The sequence below is a fragment of the Sediminibacterium sp. C3 genome, assembly GCF_000508085.1.
Lineage (GTDB): Bacteria > Bacteroidota > Bacteroidia > Chitinophagales > Chitinophagaceae > Sediminibacterium.
This window is the reverse complement of the sequence record NZ_KI669560.1, coordinates 379,065-392,630: the sequence shown is the minus strand read 5'-3', so window position 1 is coordinate 392,630 and position 13,566 is coordinate 379,065. Positions and strand designations below refer to the sequence as shown.

The window sequence follows — 13,566 nt, the reverse complement described above, 5'->3', positions numbered from 1 at the left end:
CCCGATATCATCGGGACGGGTATAGCAGTTGGTTATTGGTCAAAAAAACTTTAACAGTTCTTATACTTAAGACATCCGTTTGTCTATTTCGCTGCAAAGCGCAGAAAAAATTTCTTCAACGCTGCCTTCGCCAGCAATTGTGACCACTTTATTGAATTCGCTGTAGTAGTTTGCCACTACTGTTGTCTTGTTTTTATACTCAACAATACGGGCTCTGATGACCGATTCGTTGGTATCGTCGCTTCTACCACTGGTTAATCCGCGGTTTAATAAGCGTTTTACCAGTTCTTCCTCAGATACTTCCATGGCAATTAATACCCCGATTTCGGTCTGTTTAAGCTTTAAAAGCTTGTCTAAAGCCTCACTTTGGGCGGTTGTTCTTGGAAATCCGTCAAATAAAAAGCCTTTTGCATCAGGATTGGCTTCTAAAGCCGAAGAAATCATGCCGATGACTACTTCATCTGGCACCAATTGGCCTTTGTCCATTAAGTTTTTGGCTTCAAGCCCCAATGGGGTTTGGCGTGCAATTTCGCTGCGCAGTAAATCGCCTGTAGACAAATGCTTTAACCCGTATTTTTCAATTAATTTCTCACTCTGCGTTCCTTTTCCACTTCCGGGGGGACCGAATAAAATAATATTAAACATGTGGTGTCGATGCTTGCTTGAGATACAAATATACAAAGGGCTTGTTAAAAATCCTTTAACAAATGGGCCAAATCCACCCAAAACAGTGGTTTTAACCCAAATTTTAGTGTTTTAACACAACAAGGACAAACCTTAACTGTCTTATATACGTAAATTGAATTCATTAAACTTTCCCAAATATGAAATGGACAGCATTTTTACTGGCCGGTTTGTTAAGCCTAACTGGTTGTGAGGCGCAGAACAATTCAAACAAAACACTTGTTAAAGATAGTATGAGCAAAAAAGACAATCCGTATTATGTAAAGGGCCAAAAAGCGCCTGTGGCTGTAAAAGACAGTGAATGGAAAAAAATATTGTCTCCGGAAGTGTATTATATCGCCAGAGAAAAAGGTACTGAACGTCCTTGGACCAGCAAATTTGAGAATTTCAAAGAAGTAGGTACTTACTATTGCGCGGTATGTGGCAATGGCTTATTTAAAAGTGATACCAAATTCGACAGCGGTTGTGGTTGGCCTAGTTTTTATGAGCCTTTGTCTAAAGGGGCCATCATTTATTTACCTGATAATTCCCACGGCATGCAGCGAACAGAAGTACAATGTGGTCGTTGTAAATCGCACCTAGGTCATGTTTTTGAAGATGGTCCGCCCCCAACTGGCTTACGCTTTTGTATTAATGGGGTCGTCTTAGATTTTGAGAAAGCAGCTGAAGCTGAGAAAAAATACAATGAGAAGAAGGGATAGTGAGACTGAGAATGAAGGGGCCGGCATTAGCCGGCCTTCTTTTTTTGATAAGGTTAGGCCAAGATATCCTGAATGTTTTTTTGAATGGTATTGGCAATTTTTTCCATCGGCAAATCATTGTCGTCGTTGCCAAATGGGTCTTCAATTTCTTCAGCAATCAATTCTAAACTGGTTAATACATAGCTGATAAACAAAGTGGCTGGTATGGTAAAATAACCAAGCGTTAGTGCAAATCCTAAGGGTAATGTAATGATGTATAAGAAAATAAATTTCTTAATAAACGCACTGTAAGAATAGGGAATGGGTGTGTTCTTAATTCTTTCACAAGCGCCACAAATGTCCATAAACGATTGCAGTTCTTGGTTTAAAAAATAATTTATAATCATTTATAATTTCATAGGCTTCCACCTTCACCAGATTGTATATCTCGGTCCATTCTATCGTTATTATAGTCAATATAATTACCTCCTATATTAACTATTTTTCCATCGTATACACTTCTATAACTTTTACTGGACATTGAAGTAAGATTTATTTACAAAATTTACCTAACATTTTTCCTCCATCTATACAACCATTGGCATCAATAGTTAATATTTGATTTCCTTGGTCAGTAGTAAATTTTAATTCCTTGCCATTTAATTCATAAGTTACCTCAGTACTCATGCCCATAGAAGTTATTTTTGCTTTAGAGCTTGAAACGAACTCAATTTGATCAATTACTTCCCCTAAGCCACTATTACTAGATGGTTTATAAATTCCTGATAATCCAGAGGAGCAAGAGATTGTGCAAGTAGAAATAATTGTTAATACGAAGATTGATACTTTTTTCATACTTTATTATTTTATTGTTGATTGATATTTAGTTGAAAGGGTTTCTATTTTTTCCCATTTAGGTATGGTAGTAAGTTTTGTTTTTGCAACCATTTGATAATCCTCTTTTTTAAAACTATAAATGGTGTATTTTCTCCCATCTGGTTTCTTAATATCTCCATTTGGATTAATTAAAGCAATCTCCTTATATCCGCTTTTTGTATTAGTATTTACTTCTACCGATATTCCGGAGTCATTTAATATTCTGGTGAATTGTCCATTTATAAGTGAATAAATAAAAATCGGCGATCCTTCTCTACCATAAATAGATGAACTCATTTGAATAATTACTTCGTCTTTCCTGTCATCGTTTAGATCCAACACATTCACACTAATATTTACAGGTATAAGGTCATCTTCGGGTCTCTCATAATCATCTTTGTCGTTAATTATAAAAAATTCAATGGCATTTTTCCCGATCTTAAAATCACTAATAGTATTTGACAGCAAGTTTTTCTCTTGGTTAGTAAGCAAAGTTTTTTTGTTTTTAAATAACGCTTTTGCCAGTGCATTTAATGGTACATCTTTTTCTGTTTCGATTTTGCCTGAATTAATTGTAGAGCTAGGCTGATTTAAAATATTAACAGAACTGCTAACTTTTAACTTAGCTAAATAATTTATGTAGTGATTATCGATAAAATTAAAATTACCTCCAACCAAAAGGGTATTATTGTTTAACAATATAGAGCTATTCATTGTTCCAAACATTTCACCTTGTGTACCCAAATTCATGTTTGAACTAAATTTAAAGTTAGTACTTACTGCCCCGTTATCGTTTAGCCTAATAATTGAATTATTTTCAGATATATTATCTCCATTAGGGGGGCTTTGGAATCCAACCATTATATCATTTGTAGGTAGCACAAGTACTCTGTTAACATAGTTCCCATATTTGTAAAATTTAGGATCTATTAAAAAAGATGGATCGTAATTGCCGTTATAGTCAACCCTAATAATTTCTGTCCTTGCATTAGCTTGTGTATTTAGACCTCCATAAGCTAAAATTCGCTTTTTGTTATCAATGGTAAAACCCTTGACATCCTTATTTTCAAATAAACTAAAGTTGAAAGTATTGTCTATATTTCCATTGGGCATTAATCGTTGTAAGTTAATGTAGACCCTTCTTGAAGGATGAGTATATCTTCCAGAAACAAAAATCTTATCTGTTTCTTTATCAACGACAATTTTTTTGATGAACATATCTAAACTGTTGTTACTGTTAAAACTGTTATCAATAGATCCCTCAATATTAATTCTTATAATACCCACTTTACTAATACCGTCTACTTTCTTAAAGTCACCCCCAACTATAATTTTTCCATCGCTTTGTTCATCAATACTGTAAACATAATTATCAATGTTTGCGCCAATATAGAAGCTCTCTTCAATAGAGCCGTCCTCATTCAGCTTTAATATTTTATGGCTATTATTTGCATTAGTTGGATTAAAAATACCGGCAAGTAAAATCTGACCATTTTTCAACACTTTTACATCTGAAATTGTTTCTGTTCTAAAGGATACCGAAGAAAAATTAAATGATGCATCTCTTTCCCCTTTTTCATCTATCAGGGTTATTCCATTTACCACTTCATCGTCATAAAAATTAAACTTACCCGCAAGTAAGAATTTTCCTTTAAATGGAATAATATGGGTAACTGGGCCACTTACTCCTTTTGATACAAAAAATAGTTTTTTTGATATTGAGCCTCTATTATCTAATAACGCAATTGAGTTTCTTTTGAAACCGTTTAAATATTCAAATCTCCCTCCAACAATATACTCTCCAGAAGGTAGTACCGCAAAAGAAGTAATGATAGGCCTTTGACCAGTAAGTACATTATTATCATAAAATTCACGAACAACATTTCCTTGTGCGTCTAATTTTACAAAACCAAATCGTATGTAGTTTCCAAATGATTCAAATTCACCACCTAAATAAATGCTACCATCTGCAGCACAATAAATTTTATCTATTTCTCCTTCTACAGAGCCAAATTTTTTAGAATCGATATTATTATTGAATTTTTTATCTAACCAACCGTTTTCATTAATTCTAATAAATCTATTTACAACATTGTCATTATATTTTTTAAAATTACCCGAAACTAAAATTTTGTTGTCGGGTTGAATATATACTTTTAGTACGTTTCCACCTGAGGTTTCAAAACCTTTGCCACTTGCGTTGTAGGTTATATCAAAAGAGCCGCTGGCTGTTAATCTGGTTAATTTGCTGATAAGTAGACCACTGCCCAGGTTAAAGGTAAAGTCACCTCCAATTATAATTTTATTTTTTTGTATTGCAATACTATTAACACCACCATCAAAACCACTTGGCAAAGCAAAAGTATTATCGACACTTCCGTCATTTAATAGGCGGACTACACCTTTTACAAAAACATTATTGTATTGATTAAATCTACCTGCAATAAATACTTTTCCGTCTTCAGTTGGTAATATGTCGTTTATTGTTCCTTGTATTCTCGTAGGAAGATTAAATGTTTTATCAATAGTTCCATTTTCATTCAATCGCACTAAGCCAGCGCATGGCATGTTGTTATAAACATTGAATCTTCCTGCAATTAAAATTTTGCCATCATTTTGAATTTTAACAATATTGGCGCTAGCGTTAAACCCACTGCCAGTTATAAAACCCTCATCTATTTCTCCGTTCGATAAAATTCTACAAATACGATTCCGCTTTCTCCCATTGTACTCTTCAAAACTTCCTACTACAATTAGCTTACCATCTTTTTGTAATGCCATATCACTTATTGCATTTCCAATTCCTAAATTAAATCCGCGAGGTAGTTTTTCTTCTAGACTAGGAGTATTGAAAGATGTGTCTAATAAAAATTGTCCATCTGACCATAGATACTGTGCAATAAACAATATCAATAAAAATAATTTTTTCATACAGGTTATTAATTGAGTTTGGTTATTTCAACATAAATTGCCGATTCTCTATCTGCAATCGAAATTTTTTGATAGCTATTGCTCATCTCTATATCGCTATTATCGCCACTTGTTAGTGTATATCCTGCAAAAGCATTCTTTAATCCTTGCATCAGATCCTTTACCTTACTTATAGCCTTTCCTTCTAAATCAATTCTATATTGAAACTGATCAGGATACGCTTCGGGATTTAGTTCATAATTCCATCCTCTAGAAATAAATATGATTCCGCCGATTTCTAGGCTTAGTTTAATTCCCGGACTTATTTGTTCTCTTTCGAATAAATAAACATTTCTATTTGAGTAGCTATAGTTTGCGGGTGTTTTACTAAATTTTTGAATGATCTCCCCAACTTTACTAGCAAAGCTGAAACCAGCAACGGTTTTATCTGTAATCTCTCCATGAAGTTTATTAATTGCAGAACCAATATCTACGAAATCCGAGACAACAGTGCCAGTTGTACTTTTACCAATCAGGGCTCCGGCATAATCACTTGAAACGCCACTGAATTGAGGATTAACCAAATATTTTCCTTCTTTGTCGATAATGCCTACTTGTGAGCCGTTACTTACAACTGCTACTGAACCGTTAAATGGACTTGCATAAGAAAATTGCGGGTTGATAATATATTTTCCCTCTTTATCTACATAGCCCCAACTTCTCCCACTCATTACTGCAGCCATTTTGCTGCCAGCAAAGCCATAAGTAGCTTCGAATTGCGGGTTGATAACAAATTTTCCTTCTTTATCGGCCCAACCAAACTTACCACCACTCCTTACCACAAACAAATTTCCATCTCTTACCAGCTGTTCAAATTGTGGATTAATGATGTATTTCCCAGTTTTATCAATTAAACCTACCTTACGGTCGTTAATAACAATAGCTTCTTCACCCTGAAATGCTTCTGCGAACTGAAACTGCGGATTTATAATGATTTTTCCTTGCTCATCTATAAATCCCCATTTACCTGTTTTATCTGCTACAGCACATAGATCTTCACTAAAATAGCCTACTTGCTTAAACTGAGGGTTGATAATAGTTTTTCCCTTTAGATCAGCAAATCCCCAAAGTTGTTCGTTATCCTTTTGTATGGCAAAGGCAATAAAGCCACCTCTCGGTTCCATCGCTTTTTCTGCGCCTGTTAGTGGAAATAGTACCTCCCCCTTTTTATTGATGGCTTTAGGAACCTCATTCGGCGATACAACTACTGCGATACCATTATTAAAATTGGTGGCTTGGAGAAAAGAAGGATTAATGAGGTACTTCCCACTTTCGTCTATATAGCCATAAGTATTATTTTCGCCGTCGGTTTTAACTAATGCTATCCCATCATTAAATAAACCGGCATAAACAAACTGAGTATTAATTTTAAATTCTCCTTCTTTATTAATGTATCCCCAGGTATCACCGTTTGATACGGGGATAAGATCAATTTCCTTTCCAATACTATTGCCAGATCCTGAATCACAACTAGTTAAAAAAATAGTTATAGCTAAAATTATGCTAGAGAGGTGTAAATTTTTCATATAAAATATTTATTTAAGTTGTTTTTCGATAATTATTGAAGTAATATAGAAGGCAGTAAGTACTGCAATTGGGGATATATACCAGGCTATTGAGTCTTTTCTACCTGCGGATTTTAGTGATTGTTGGATGATATTGATAAACATGAAAAAAATATAGAGCATTAAAAATCCTATGATGATACCGCCACTTTGAAGTGCTTTTAAACTTCTGTCAGAGAGGAGGTCTGTAACATCTAAGCTTTTAGAAAAGAAGTTTAATAGGAGTACGCTAATGATAAGTAAAGTAAGAGGAATACCATAAAGTGCACCTGTAAGTAACTCATTCTTAAAAGAGGGTTTACCTGAAATAGACTTAATGCCAAAACTTATAGCAGTAATCACGAGCATAAACGCAATAATTTCTAAACCAATTTTTACTAAGGTTCCAAAGCCAACCATCGATCGCATGTCTCCTGCTATTATATACAGGATTAATATATAATGGATGCCTGTAGATATTAGGAGTACTAAAGAGTTAAAGTAACTAGTTTCAGTTTTTTCGGATAGCAGTGAATAGGTTCCTTCAATCGGTTCCGTGAAGATTGTTTTTAAAATTTTCGGTAAACTTTCTTTGTAGAAGTCTTTAATCTTTTCTTTGTCGAACCAACCACTATTAGTGGAATTGTTAGTATGTGAAGGTTGATTAAGCGGTTGGTTGGTTGATACCATATTATATATTTTGCTCTAACTTATTAGAATAGTATCGAGAGAATAAGTGCGATTTATTATTCGTAGAATACCATTTATTATTCGCACGTATTATGTCAATTTTGTGTAACGAGTAATATATTTTAGAAATGCTTCTCTTTTTCTACTGGACACTTCCAATTTTGTATCATCAATCATAATTGCATAACCACCTTTAGCTTTTTTAAATTGTTTTAGCCAAAGCAGATTAATGAGATATGATTGATGAATTCTAAAAAAATTATACTCTTTTAATTGTTGCTCTATATCCCCGAGGGTTTTTGCTATAACAATCTTTTTTTTCTCAATTAACCAGATTGTAGTGTAATTAATAGCACTTGAGCAATAAATAATATCAGCCGTGTTAACCAATATTATTTCTTCAGTTGTTTGAAGTGTAATTATTTGTTTGGATAATAGCCTACTCAAATGGGCTATAAGTAAATCTTGATATTGGTTTGTTAGTAACTTATTGGTTTCCAGCATATGCGGAGATAAAATTTTCTCCCTACATAGTAGGGTTTAAATTAATTTTTGAGCTAACTTAGATTAATCCCCCCAACAAGAATAGTGCTGTTTATTATTTGGAATATATGATTTATTATTTGATACTTATTGAACTGAGTAGTTTTGAAGTAATCAAGTGCTTAGTTTCTAATAGTGAGTATTTTTATGGTCATGTTTTTTAAACTAATTTAACCATGATTAAAGGTGCATTGTTTCTTGTTTTACTCTTTTCAAATTTTTTGCTTGTTGCACAAAATTTTGATTATAAAAAGCATCCGTTTTATAAAGTTTACGAAAACAAGTCATTACCGGATTCTGAAAGAATTATTGGAATTATAAATTTGGCTGGTCAGCATAGAATGTTTTCAATTATTGACACACCCATCAAACTCACTTATATAGGATTGGGAATGTCGGAAAAGATAGGCTTTTTAAGAGGTGTAGCTTCAGCATACCGACAGCTAGGTACAATGTATACAATTAAAGGGGATATGGTGAAGGCACTTGAGACAACGCTTAAAGCTCTTAGCTATATCGATGTCTTAAAAAAGAAATATGCAGCAAATAGAATTCACATATTTTATGTTAGCTTACTCGGCCAGCTTACTGGAGTTTATAATAGACTCAATATACAGCAAAAAGCTGATTCAGTTGGCAAGCTTAGTATTAAGCTAGCAGATGAGATAGGTGATAAAGAAGTTAGGGCTGTATGTCATGGTAACTATGGCTCGTTTCTTATGGATCATGCTATTGATTATCAGCGTGCTTTAGATGAGTTTAAAGTAGTGGCATCGATTCAATTGAATTTGGGATATACATCGTTGGCTGATATTTCACTTTATAACCAATCGGTATTGTATAATCGCTTAAATAAGTTTGACTCAGCTCTTCAAATATTAAAGAGACTAGAAAAAAGTTCTTCCTATAAAACAGATCAAACACAGCGTTTGGAGGTGAACTCCAGTTTAGCGGATGTTTATTTTCATATGGAAGATTTTGATTCCGCTGAAAAAAAATACTTGGAATTAGCTGATGATGCAAATAAAGGTGGAATTCTATTTCGCCAGAAAGAGGCTTTTGAGAAATTATATGCGATATATGAGAGGAAAAATAATTTTCCAATGGCATATGATTATTATAAGCGATTCATAGGGGCTCGTGACAGTATTGACAATCTCGATAAGCGAGTAGAGGTTACAAAGGCTGAACTTAAGTTCGAATCTGAGAAAAAAGCTGCTGTGGATAAGGAAATTATTAATAGGCTTAAACTTGCTGCTTTACTTAAAGAGCAAAAAACGAAAATAGCTTTAAATAAAGAAAAGATTAGATACATTTCGCTTGAATTATCTAGTGCAAAAAAAAGTTTTGAGAGTCAAAAATTAGTTTTAGCAGAAAGGCAAAAAAAAGATCAAGTTATTCAAGCATCAGAAAAAAACAAAATGTTGCTAAGACAAGAAATCTCAAATATTGAAATTAAAAGAAAGTATACACTTATATTTTCAGCAATACTTTTATTATTGTTGCTAGTAATATTTTATTTTCTAAGAAAGAAACAGTCATTAGAGAGTACAACCAAAGAGCAGATTTTGAAATCGACAGTGATTGAGAATCAGATGAAAATTCTGAAGTTGCAGCTTAATCCGCACTTCTTGTTTAATTCACTTAATTCTATTTCAGATTATATTCAAAAGAACAATATTCAAGATGCAGACGAGTACCTTACAAAGTTCGCTAAATTAATGAGATATACTCTAGAGAACTCTGAAGAAAAAGAAATCCTATTGAGTGAAGAATTATCAATGATTGAACTATATGTTCAGCTAGAATCAAAGCGATTAGGTAATAAAGTAAATTACAATTTGTCAGTTCAAGACAGTGTTGATGTATCAACACTGTTAGTTCCTCCTTCGATATTGCAGCCATTGGTGGAAAATAGTATTTGGCATGGATTATCAAGTAAGGAACAAGGTGGCATTGTTTCTATTGACATTCGACTGGAAAATGGGATGCTTCTGATACATGTTGACGATAATGGAGTTGGACGAAAAAATGTCCAAGTTTTAAGCAAGAATAAAAAATCGTTTGGATTTAGTTTAACGAAGGAAAGAATAGCCATTTTAAATCATTTGAAAAAGACAAATGCAACTATAGACATCCATGACTTACCTGTTGGTACCAGAGTTGTTTTGCAATTACCCTTAATGAAGGCTTGATATGATTAAAGTAATTATTGTAGATGATGAGCAGCATTGTATTGATAGACTAAAGTCTTTATTTTTGACAAAGTTTGCAGAAAAATTAAAATTAGTTGGCATAGCTAGTTCTGTGCTATCGGCTTATGATTTAATAGTCCAAGAAATGCCTGATCTCATTTTTTTGGATGTCCAATTAAATGAGTTAACTGGCTTCGATTTGTTGAGTAAGTTTGATAAACTTTCTTTTGATGTTATTTTTACAACTGCTTATGAAAAGTATGCAGTAAAAGCCTTCAAATTTAGTGTCTTAGCCCCCTAAATGACTGGACTGATTTTTTAATTCAGTTTAGAACATTAAATTTAGGGAACCATGAGTACAAAACGTCGAAGTTGGAGTGTTGAACAGAAGCTTCAGCTCATCCAGGAAGTGGATCAGTACGGGCTTACTGAGACGCTACGCAAGCACAATGTGGCACAATCGTTATTCCATCGTTGGAAGAAGGAGTTCAATCAGGATGGGATAGCTGGTTTACGGTCCAAGTATCACACCATTGATCCGGAAGTCAAACAGTTACAGTCTGAGAATGAACGTTTGAAACGGATCATTGCGAACCAGGCTTTGGAGCTTGAGTTCAAAACCGAGCTTTTAAAAAAAAGCCGTTAAAGGTTCAGGATGTAAGATCCTGTATCCAGCTCTTTGAAAGTAAGATAAAGGTTAGTCGGATGCTGCAATGGTGTGGTGTTAATCGGAGTAGCTTCTATTACCGATGTAAATCGGGAAAACAAGGCAGAAAGCCATCGACCCATACTCTGATGAAGGATGGTAATGAGCTCAGCAACATCAGCGTGATTATTGCTGTAAAGTTTATTTTAGGCATTGAGTTTGTTGACTATGGATACCGGGTGATGACTTCCAGTCTTCGACAGGAAGGTTTTCTAATCAATAGGAAAAAGGTGTACAGGCTGATGGCGGAGCAAGGTTTGCTGTATTGTAGTAAAATTCAGGTTAAGACAGACAAGCGTAAGTTTGTTCAGTACTACACTCAACAAGCCGAAGCGCCGATGCAGCAGCTGTGTATGGACATCAAGTACCTTCATATCCATGGTGCAGGTCGTAATGCATTGGTGTTGACTGTGCTCGATGTATATAGTCGCAAGATCTTGGGACAGCTTCTTTGGTGGCGTATCCGAAAGGAACAGGTGAAGTGGTTGCTTAGCCGGATTATTGAAAAACATCCTGTTAAGGGTATCACCATCAGAAACGACAACGGAAGTCAGTTCATTGCCCAGCTTGTGAGGGATTACCTCAAAGAGATGCAAGTAGACCAAGAATTTACCCATGTTGCCACTCCGGAGGAGAACTCTTTCATAGAAGCATATCACAGCATTGTAGAGCGAACCATTGAACGCAGATATGAGTTTGAATCGATCTATGATGCCGGCCTGGTCATGAACAGGTGGAAAAAGCATTACAATGAAAGAAGGCTACACGGAAGCTTAGGTGATCAATCACCACAACAGGCCTGGGATGACTATTATACTGGTGTTGATCTGCTTAGGCAACCTGAAGCCGCAAAGCCGGAGGAAAAGTCAAGGCCGGTGGTTGAAGGCCCTTGTGAAAAGGCCACCACCGCTTCGTATAGCCTTGAGTTTTCTGCAGGCGAGGCTATCTTTGCCAAAAGCAGAGAAAAAACAGCCCAAAACAGACTAACCAATATTGAACTTTTGTCTAGTTTTTAAGGGGTCGAGACATTAGTGCTATTGGTTATTTACTGAAACCAGTTGATATTGACGATTTGAAACTAGCTATCGATAAATTTAGCGATACTATTGAACAAAAAGATTTCAAACAGAAATTTGATTTGTTGTATGCAAATTTTAAACAATTAAGCTTACATGATAAAAAGATAGCCGTCCCTACTTTATCGGGTATAGAATTTATTCCTGTTTCTTCTATTATTAGATGCGAAAGTGATATCAACTATACTACCTTATATTTAACAGAAAAGACTAAATTAGTAGTAGCTAAAACTTTAAAAGAGTTTGAAGAATTACTAACCGATTATAATTTTTTCAGAGTACATAATTCTCATCTCATTAATCTTTCGTTTATTAAGTCTTATAATAAAGGCAAAGGTGGTTCTGTTCAACTAATAGATGGATCAGAAGTCGAAGTATCAACTAGGCGAAAAGAAGCGTTTATTTCAAAAGTGATGAAATCTGATTAATTTTTTTCACCTCAACCACTCCATATAATTTTCTGAATGAATAAGTTTTGTTTCTACCGGTTTGTACTGTTCAACAAATGATTTAGAAAACTTTGCTTTTGTTGCTGAACTCCATTTAAATTCATACGCATAAATTTCGCCGTTATACTCTTCAACATAGTCTATTTCAGCGCCATCTTTTGTTCGCCAGAAATAGCGATTACAATATATTTTTTTCGCTGATAAATATTTGGTTCTTTCTGCTAATAAATAATTTTCCCATAAGGCACCAATATCATTTCTTAGTTCAATTGGCTGAAACTGATTAATGACTGCATTTCTTAATCCATTATCGTAAAAATATATTTTCCGACTTTTATTTAATTCGTTTCTCAAATTTCTATTAAAGCTGCCTAACCTGTATATTACAAATGCTTTTTCTAATAAGTTAATATAGCGTTCAACGGTTGCTGAACTTAATCCTGCTATTTGTCCTAATTCATGATAGGATACCAATTGGCCTACTTGAAGGGCAATGGCTTGTATGAGTCGTTCTAATTTATCAGGTTTATGAATATTTTCCCAGGTCAGAATATCTTTATATAGGTATGCACTTGAAATTTCTTTTAGGATAGTTTGTTGATTGCCTTCACCCAATACTACTTCTGGATAATAACCGTATAATAACCTTTGCTTTAACAATCTGTTTTCCGTAAAAGCTGTATGATAATTACACATTTCATCATAGCTCAATTGAAACATTTGCAGCTCCCATTTTCTACCGGTTAATGGCTCATTTAATTTATTCGCTAATTCAAAAGCAGATGAACCAGATAGTATTAATGTTATATTGGGTAATCTGTCTGTGATGATTTTTGCCGTTAAACCAATGTTTTCAATTCTTTGTGCTTCATCTATTACTAAGGTTTTATTAGTACCTAATTGATTTTTTAAAACTGTCTCATTTGGATTACTCAGTTGTTGACGTGTATCCGCATCATCTCCATACAACCACAAAGCATCTGAAAACAGTTGTTTAAGTAAAGTTGTTTTGCCAACTTGCCTTGCCCCAATTAATAGAATCGCTTTTTTGGTGGGTTGTATATGGGTTATTTGGTCACCTAAATAACGGGAAATCATACTCAAATATAGCGAGTTATTTATATCAAAACCCTAAAAATAAGCGATATCTTTA

14 protein-coding genes are annotated in these 13,566 nt (G+C 34.3%); 6 read left to right on the top strand and 8 right to left on the bottom strand.

Features of this window, described 5'->3' with window-relative positions:
- Positions 1-66: 66 nt before the first annotated feature.
- Entirely contained in the window at positions 67-645 is a 579-nt protein-coding gene (locus F777_RS0101900; protein ID WP_026750563.1) for an adenylate kinase, read from the bottom strand.
- 179 nt (positions 646-824) lie between these two features.
- Between F777_RS0101900 and msrB the strand changes: the two genes are divergently transcribed.
- Positions 825-1,385, top strand: coding sequence for a peptide-methionine (R)-S-oxide reductase MsrB (msrB, locus tag F777_RS0101895; protein WP_026750562.1), 561 nt, complete (start codon positions 825-827; stop codon positions 1,383-1,385).
- Between the two features lie 53 nt (positions 1,386-1,438).
- On the opposite strand, the gene F777_RS15360 is transcribed toward msrB, so the two are convergent.
- From F777_RS15360 to F777_RS15355, 6 genes are all read right to left on the bottom strand, one after another.
- Entirely contained in the window at positions 1,439-1,771 is a 333-nt protein-coding gene (locus F777_RS15360) for a bestrophin family protein (protein WP_081720441.1), read from the bottom strand.
- A 145-nt stretch (positions 1,772-1,916) separates the two neighbouring features.
- A complete protein-coding gene (locus F777_RS17865; RefSeq protein WP_152530834.1) occupies positions 1,917-2,219 on the bottom strand; it encodes a hypothetical protein in 303 nt (100 codons plus the stop codon).
- Positions 2,220-2,225: 6 nt separating this feature from the next.
- Positions 2,226-5,171: a delta-60 repeat domain-containing protein gene (locus F777_RS0101875; RefSeq protein ID WP_026750561.1), complete on the bottom strand. Its 2,946-nt coding sequence runs from the start codon at positions 5,169-5,171 to the stop codon at positions 2,226-2,228.
- A gap of 8 nt (positions 5,172-5,179) precedes the next feature.
- Positions 5,180-6,736, bottom strand: a complete 1,557-nt coding sequence (locus tag F777_RS0101870) for a WG repeat-containing protein (protein ID WP_026750560.1) — start codon at positions 6,734-6,736, stop codon at positions 5,180-5,182.
- 9 nt (positions 6,737-6,745) lie between these two features.
- A complete protein-coding gene (locus F777_RS0101865; protein ID WP_026750559.1) occupies positions 6,746-7,444 on the bottom strand; it encodes a hypothetical protein in 699 nt (232 codons plus the stop codon).
- A gap of 90 nt (positions 7,445-7,534) precedes the next feature.
- A complete protein-coding gene (locus F777_RS15355; RefSeq protein ID WP_051408359.1) occupies positions 7,535-7,948 on the bottom strand; it encodes a LytR/AlgR family response regulator transcription factor in 414 nt (137 codons plus the stop codon).
- Positions 7,949-8,163: 215 nt separating this feature from the next.
- Here F777_RS15355 and F777_RS17110 point away from each other — a divergent pair, with 215 nt between their 5' ends.
- Genes F777_RS17110 through F777_RS15340 form a run of 5 tightly spaced genes read left to right on the top strand, consistent with a single transcriptional unit; the run spans position 8,164 to position 12,392 of the window.
- Positions 8,164-10,182 (top strand): histidine kinase, encoded by a 2,019-nt coding sequence (locus tag F777_RS17110; RefSeq protein ID WP_026750558.1) that lies wholly within the window; start codon positions 8,164-8,166, stop codon positions 10,180-10,182.
- Between the two features lies 1 nt (position 10,183).
- Complete coding sequence (locus F777_RS0101850; protein ID WP_026750557.1) at positions 10,184-10,483, top strand: LytR/AlgR family response regulator transcription factor; 300 nt, start codon at positions 10,184-10,186, stop codon at positions 10,481-10,483.
- A gap of 51 nt (positions 10,484-10,534) precedes the next feature.
- A complete protein-coding gene (locus F777_RS0101845; protein ID WP_026750484.1) occupies positions 10,535-10,828 on the top strand; it encodes a transposase in 294 nt (97 codons plus the stop codon).
- A gap of 59 nt (positions 10,829-10,887) precedes the next feature.
- Entirely contained in the window at positions 10,888-11,904 is a 1,017-nt protein-coding gene (locus F777_RS17105) for an IS3 family transposase (RefSeq protein ID WP_051408358.1), read from the top strand.
- 56 nt (positions 11,905-11,960) lie between these two features.
- Positions 11,961-12,392 (top strand): LytR/AlgR family response regulator transcription factor, encoded by a 432-nt coding sequence (locus F777_RS15340; protein WP_051408357.1) that lies wholly within the window; start codon positions 11,961-11,963, stop codon positions 12,390-12,392.
- 6 nt (positions 12,393-12,398) lie between these two features.
- Here the strand turns inward: F777_RS15340 and F777_RS0101830 are convergent, their stop codons facing one another.
- Positions 12,399-13,511 carry an ATP-binding protein gene (locus tag F777_RS0101830; RefSeq protein WP_026750556.1) on the bottom strand — a complete coding sequence of 371 codons (1,113 nt, stop codon included), beginning with the start codon at positions 13,509-13,511 and terminating at the stop codon, positions 12,399-12,401.
- Between the last annotated feature and the right edge of the window lie 55 nt (positions 13,512-13,566).

Coding starts and splice junctions, on each gene's coding strand:
- F777_RS0101900 (WP_026750563.1), bottom strand. CDS start 645: ATGTTTAATATTATTTTATTCGGTCCCCCCGGAAGTGGAAAAGGAACG.
- msrB (WP_026750562.1), top strand. CDS start 825: ATGAAATGGACAGCATTTTTACTGGCCGGTTTGTTAAGCCTAACTGGT.
- F777_RS15360 (WP_081720441.1), bottom strand. CDS start 1,771: ATGATTATAAATTATTTTTTAAACCAAGAACTGCAATCGTTTATGGAC.
- F777_RS17865 (WP_152530834.1), bottom strand. CDS start 2,219: ATGAAAAAAGTATCAATCTTCGTATTAACAATTATTTCTACTTGCACA.
- F777_RS0101875 (WP_026750561.1), bottom strand. CDS start 5,171: ATGAAAAAATTATTTTTATTGATATTGTTTATTGCACAGTATCTATGG.
- F777_RS0101870 (WP_026750560.1), bottom strand. CDS start 6,736: ATGAAAAATTTACACCTCTCTAGCATAATTTTAGCTATAACTATTTTT.
- F777_RS0101865 (WP_026750559.1), bottom strand. CDS start 7,444: ATGGTATCAACCAACCAACCGCTTAATCAACCTTCACATACTAACAAT.
- F777_RS15355 (WP_051408359.1), bottom strand. CDS start 7,948: ATGCTGGAAACCAATAAGTTACTAACAAACCAATATCAAGATTTACTT.
- F777_RS17110 (WP_026750558.1), top strand. CDS start 8,164: ATGATTAAAGGTGCATTGTTTCTTGTTTTACTCTTTTCAAATTTTTTG.
- F777_RS0101850 (WP_026750557.1), top strand. CDS start 10,184: ATGATTAAAGTAATTATTGTAGATGATGAGCAGCATTGTATTGATAGA.
- F777_RS0101845 (WP_026750484.1), top strand. CDS start 10,535: ATGAGTACAAAACGTCGAAGTTGGAGTGTTGAACAGAAGCTTCAGCTC.
- F777_RS17105 (WP_051408358.1), top strand. CDS start 10,888: ATGCTGCAATGGTGTGGTGTTAATCGGAGTAGCTTCTATTACCGATGT.
- F777_RS0101830 (WP_026750556.1), bottom strand. CDS start 13,511: ATGATTTCCCGTTATTTAGGTGACCAAATAACCCATATACAACCCACC.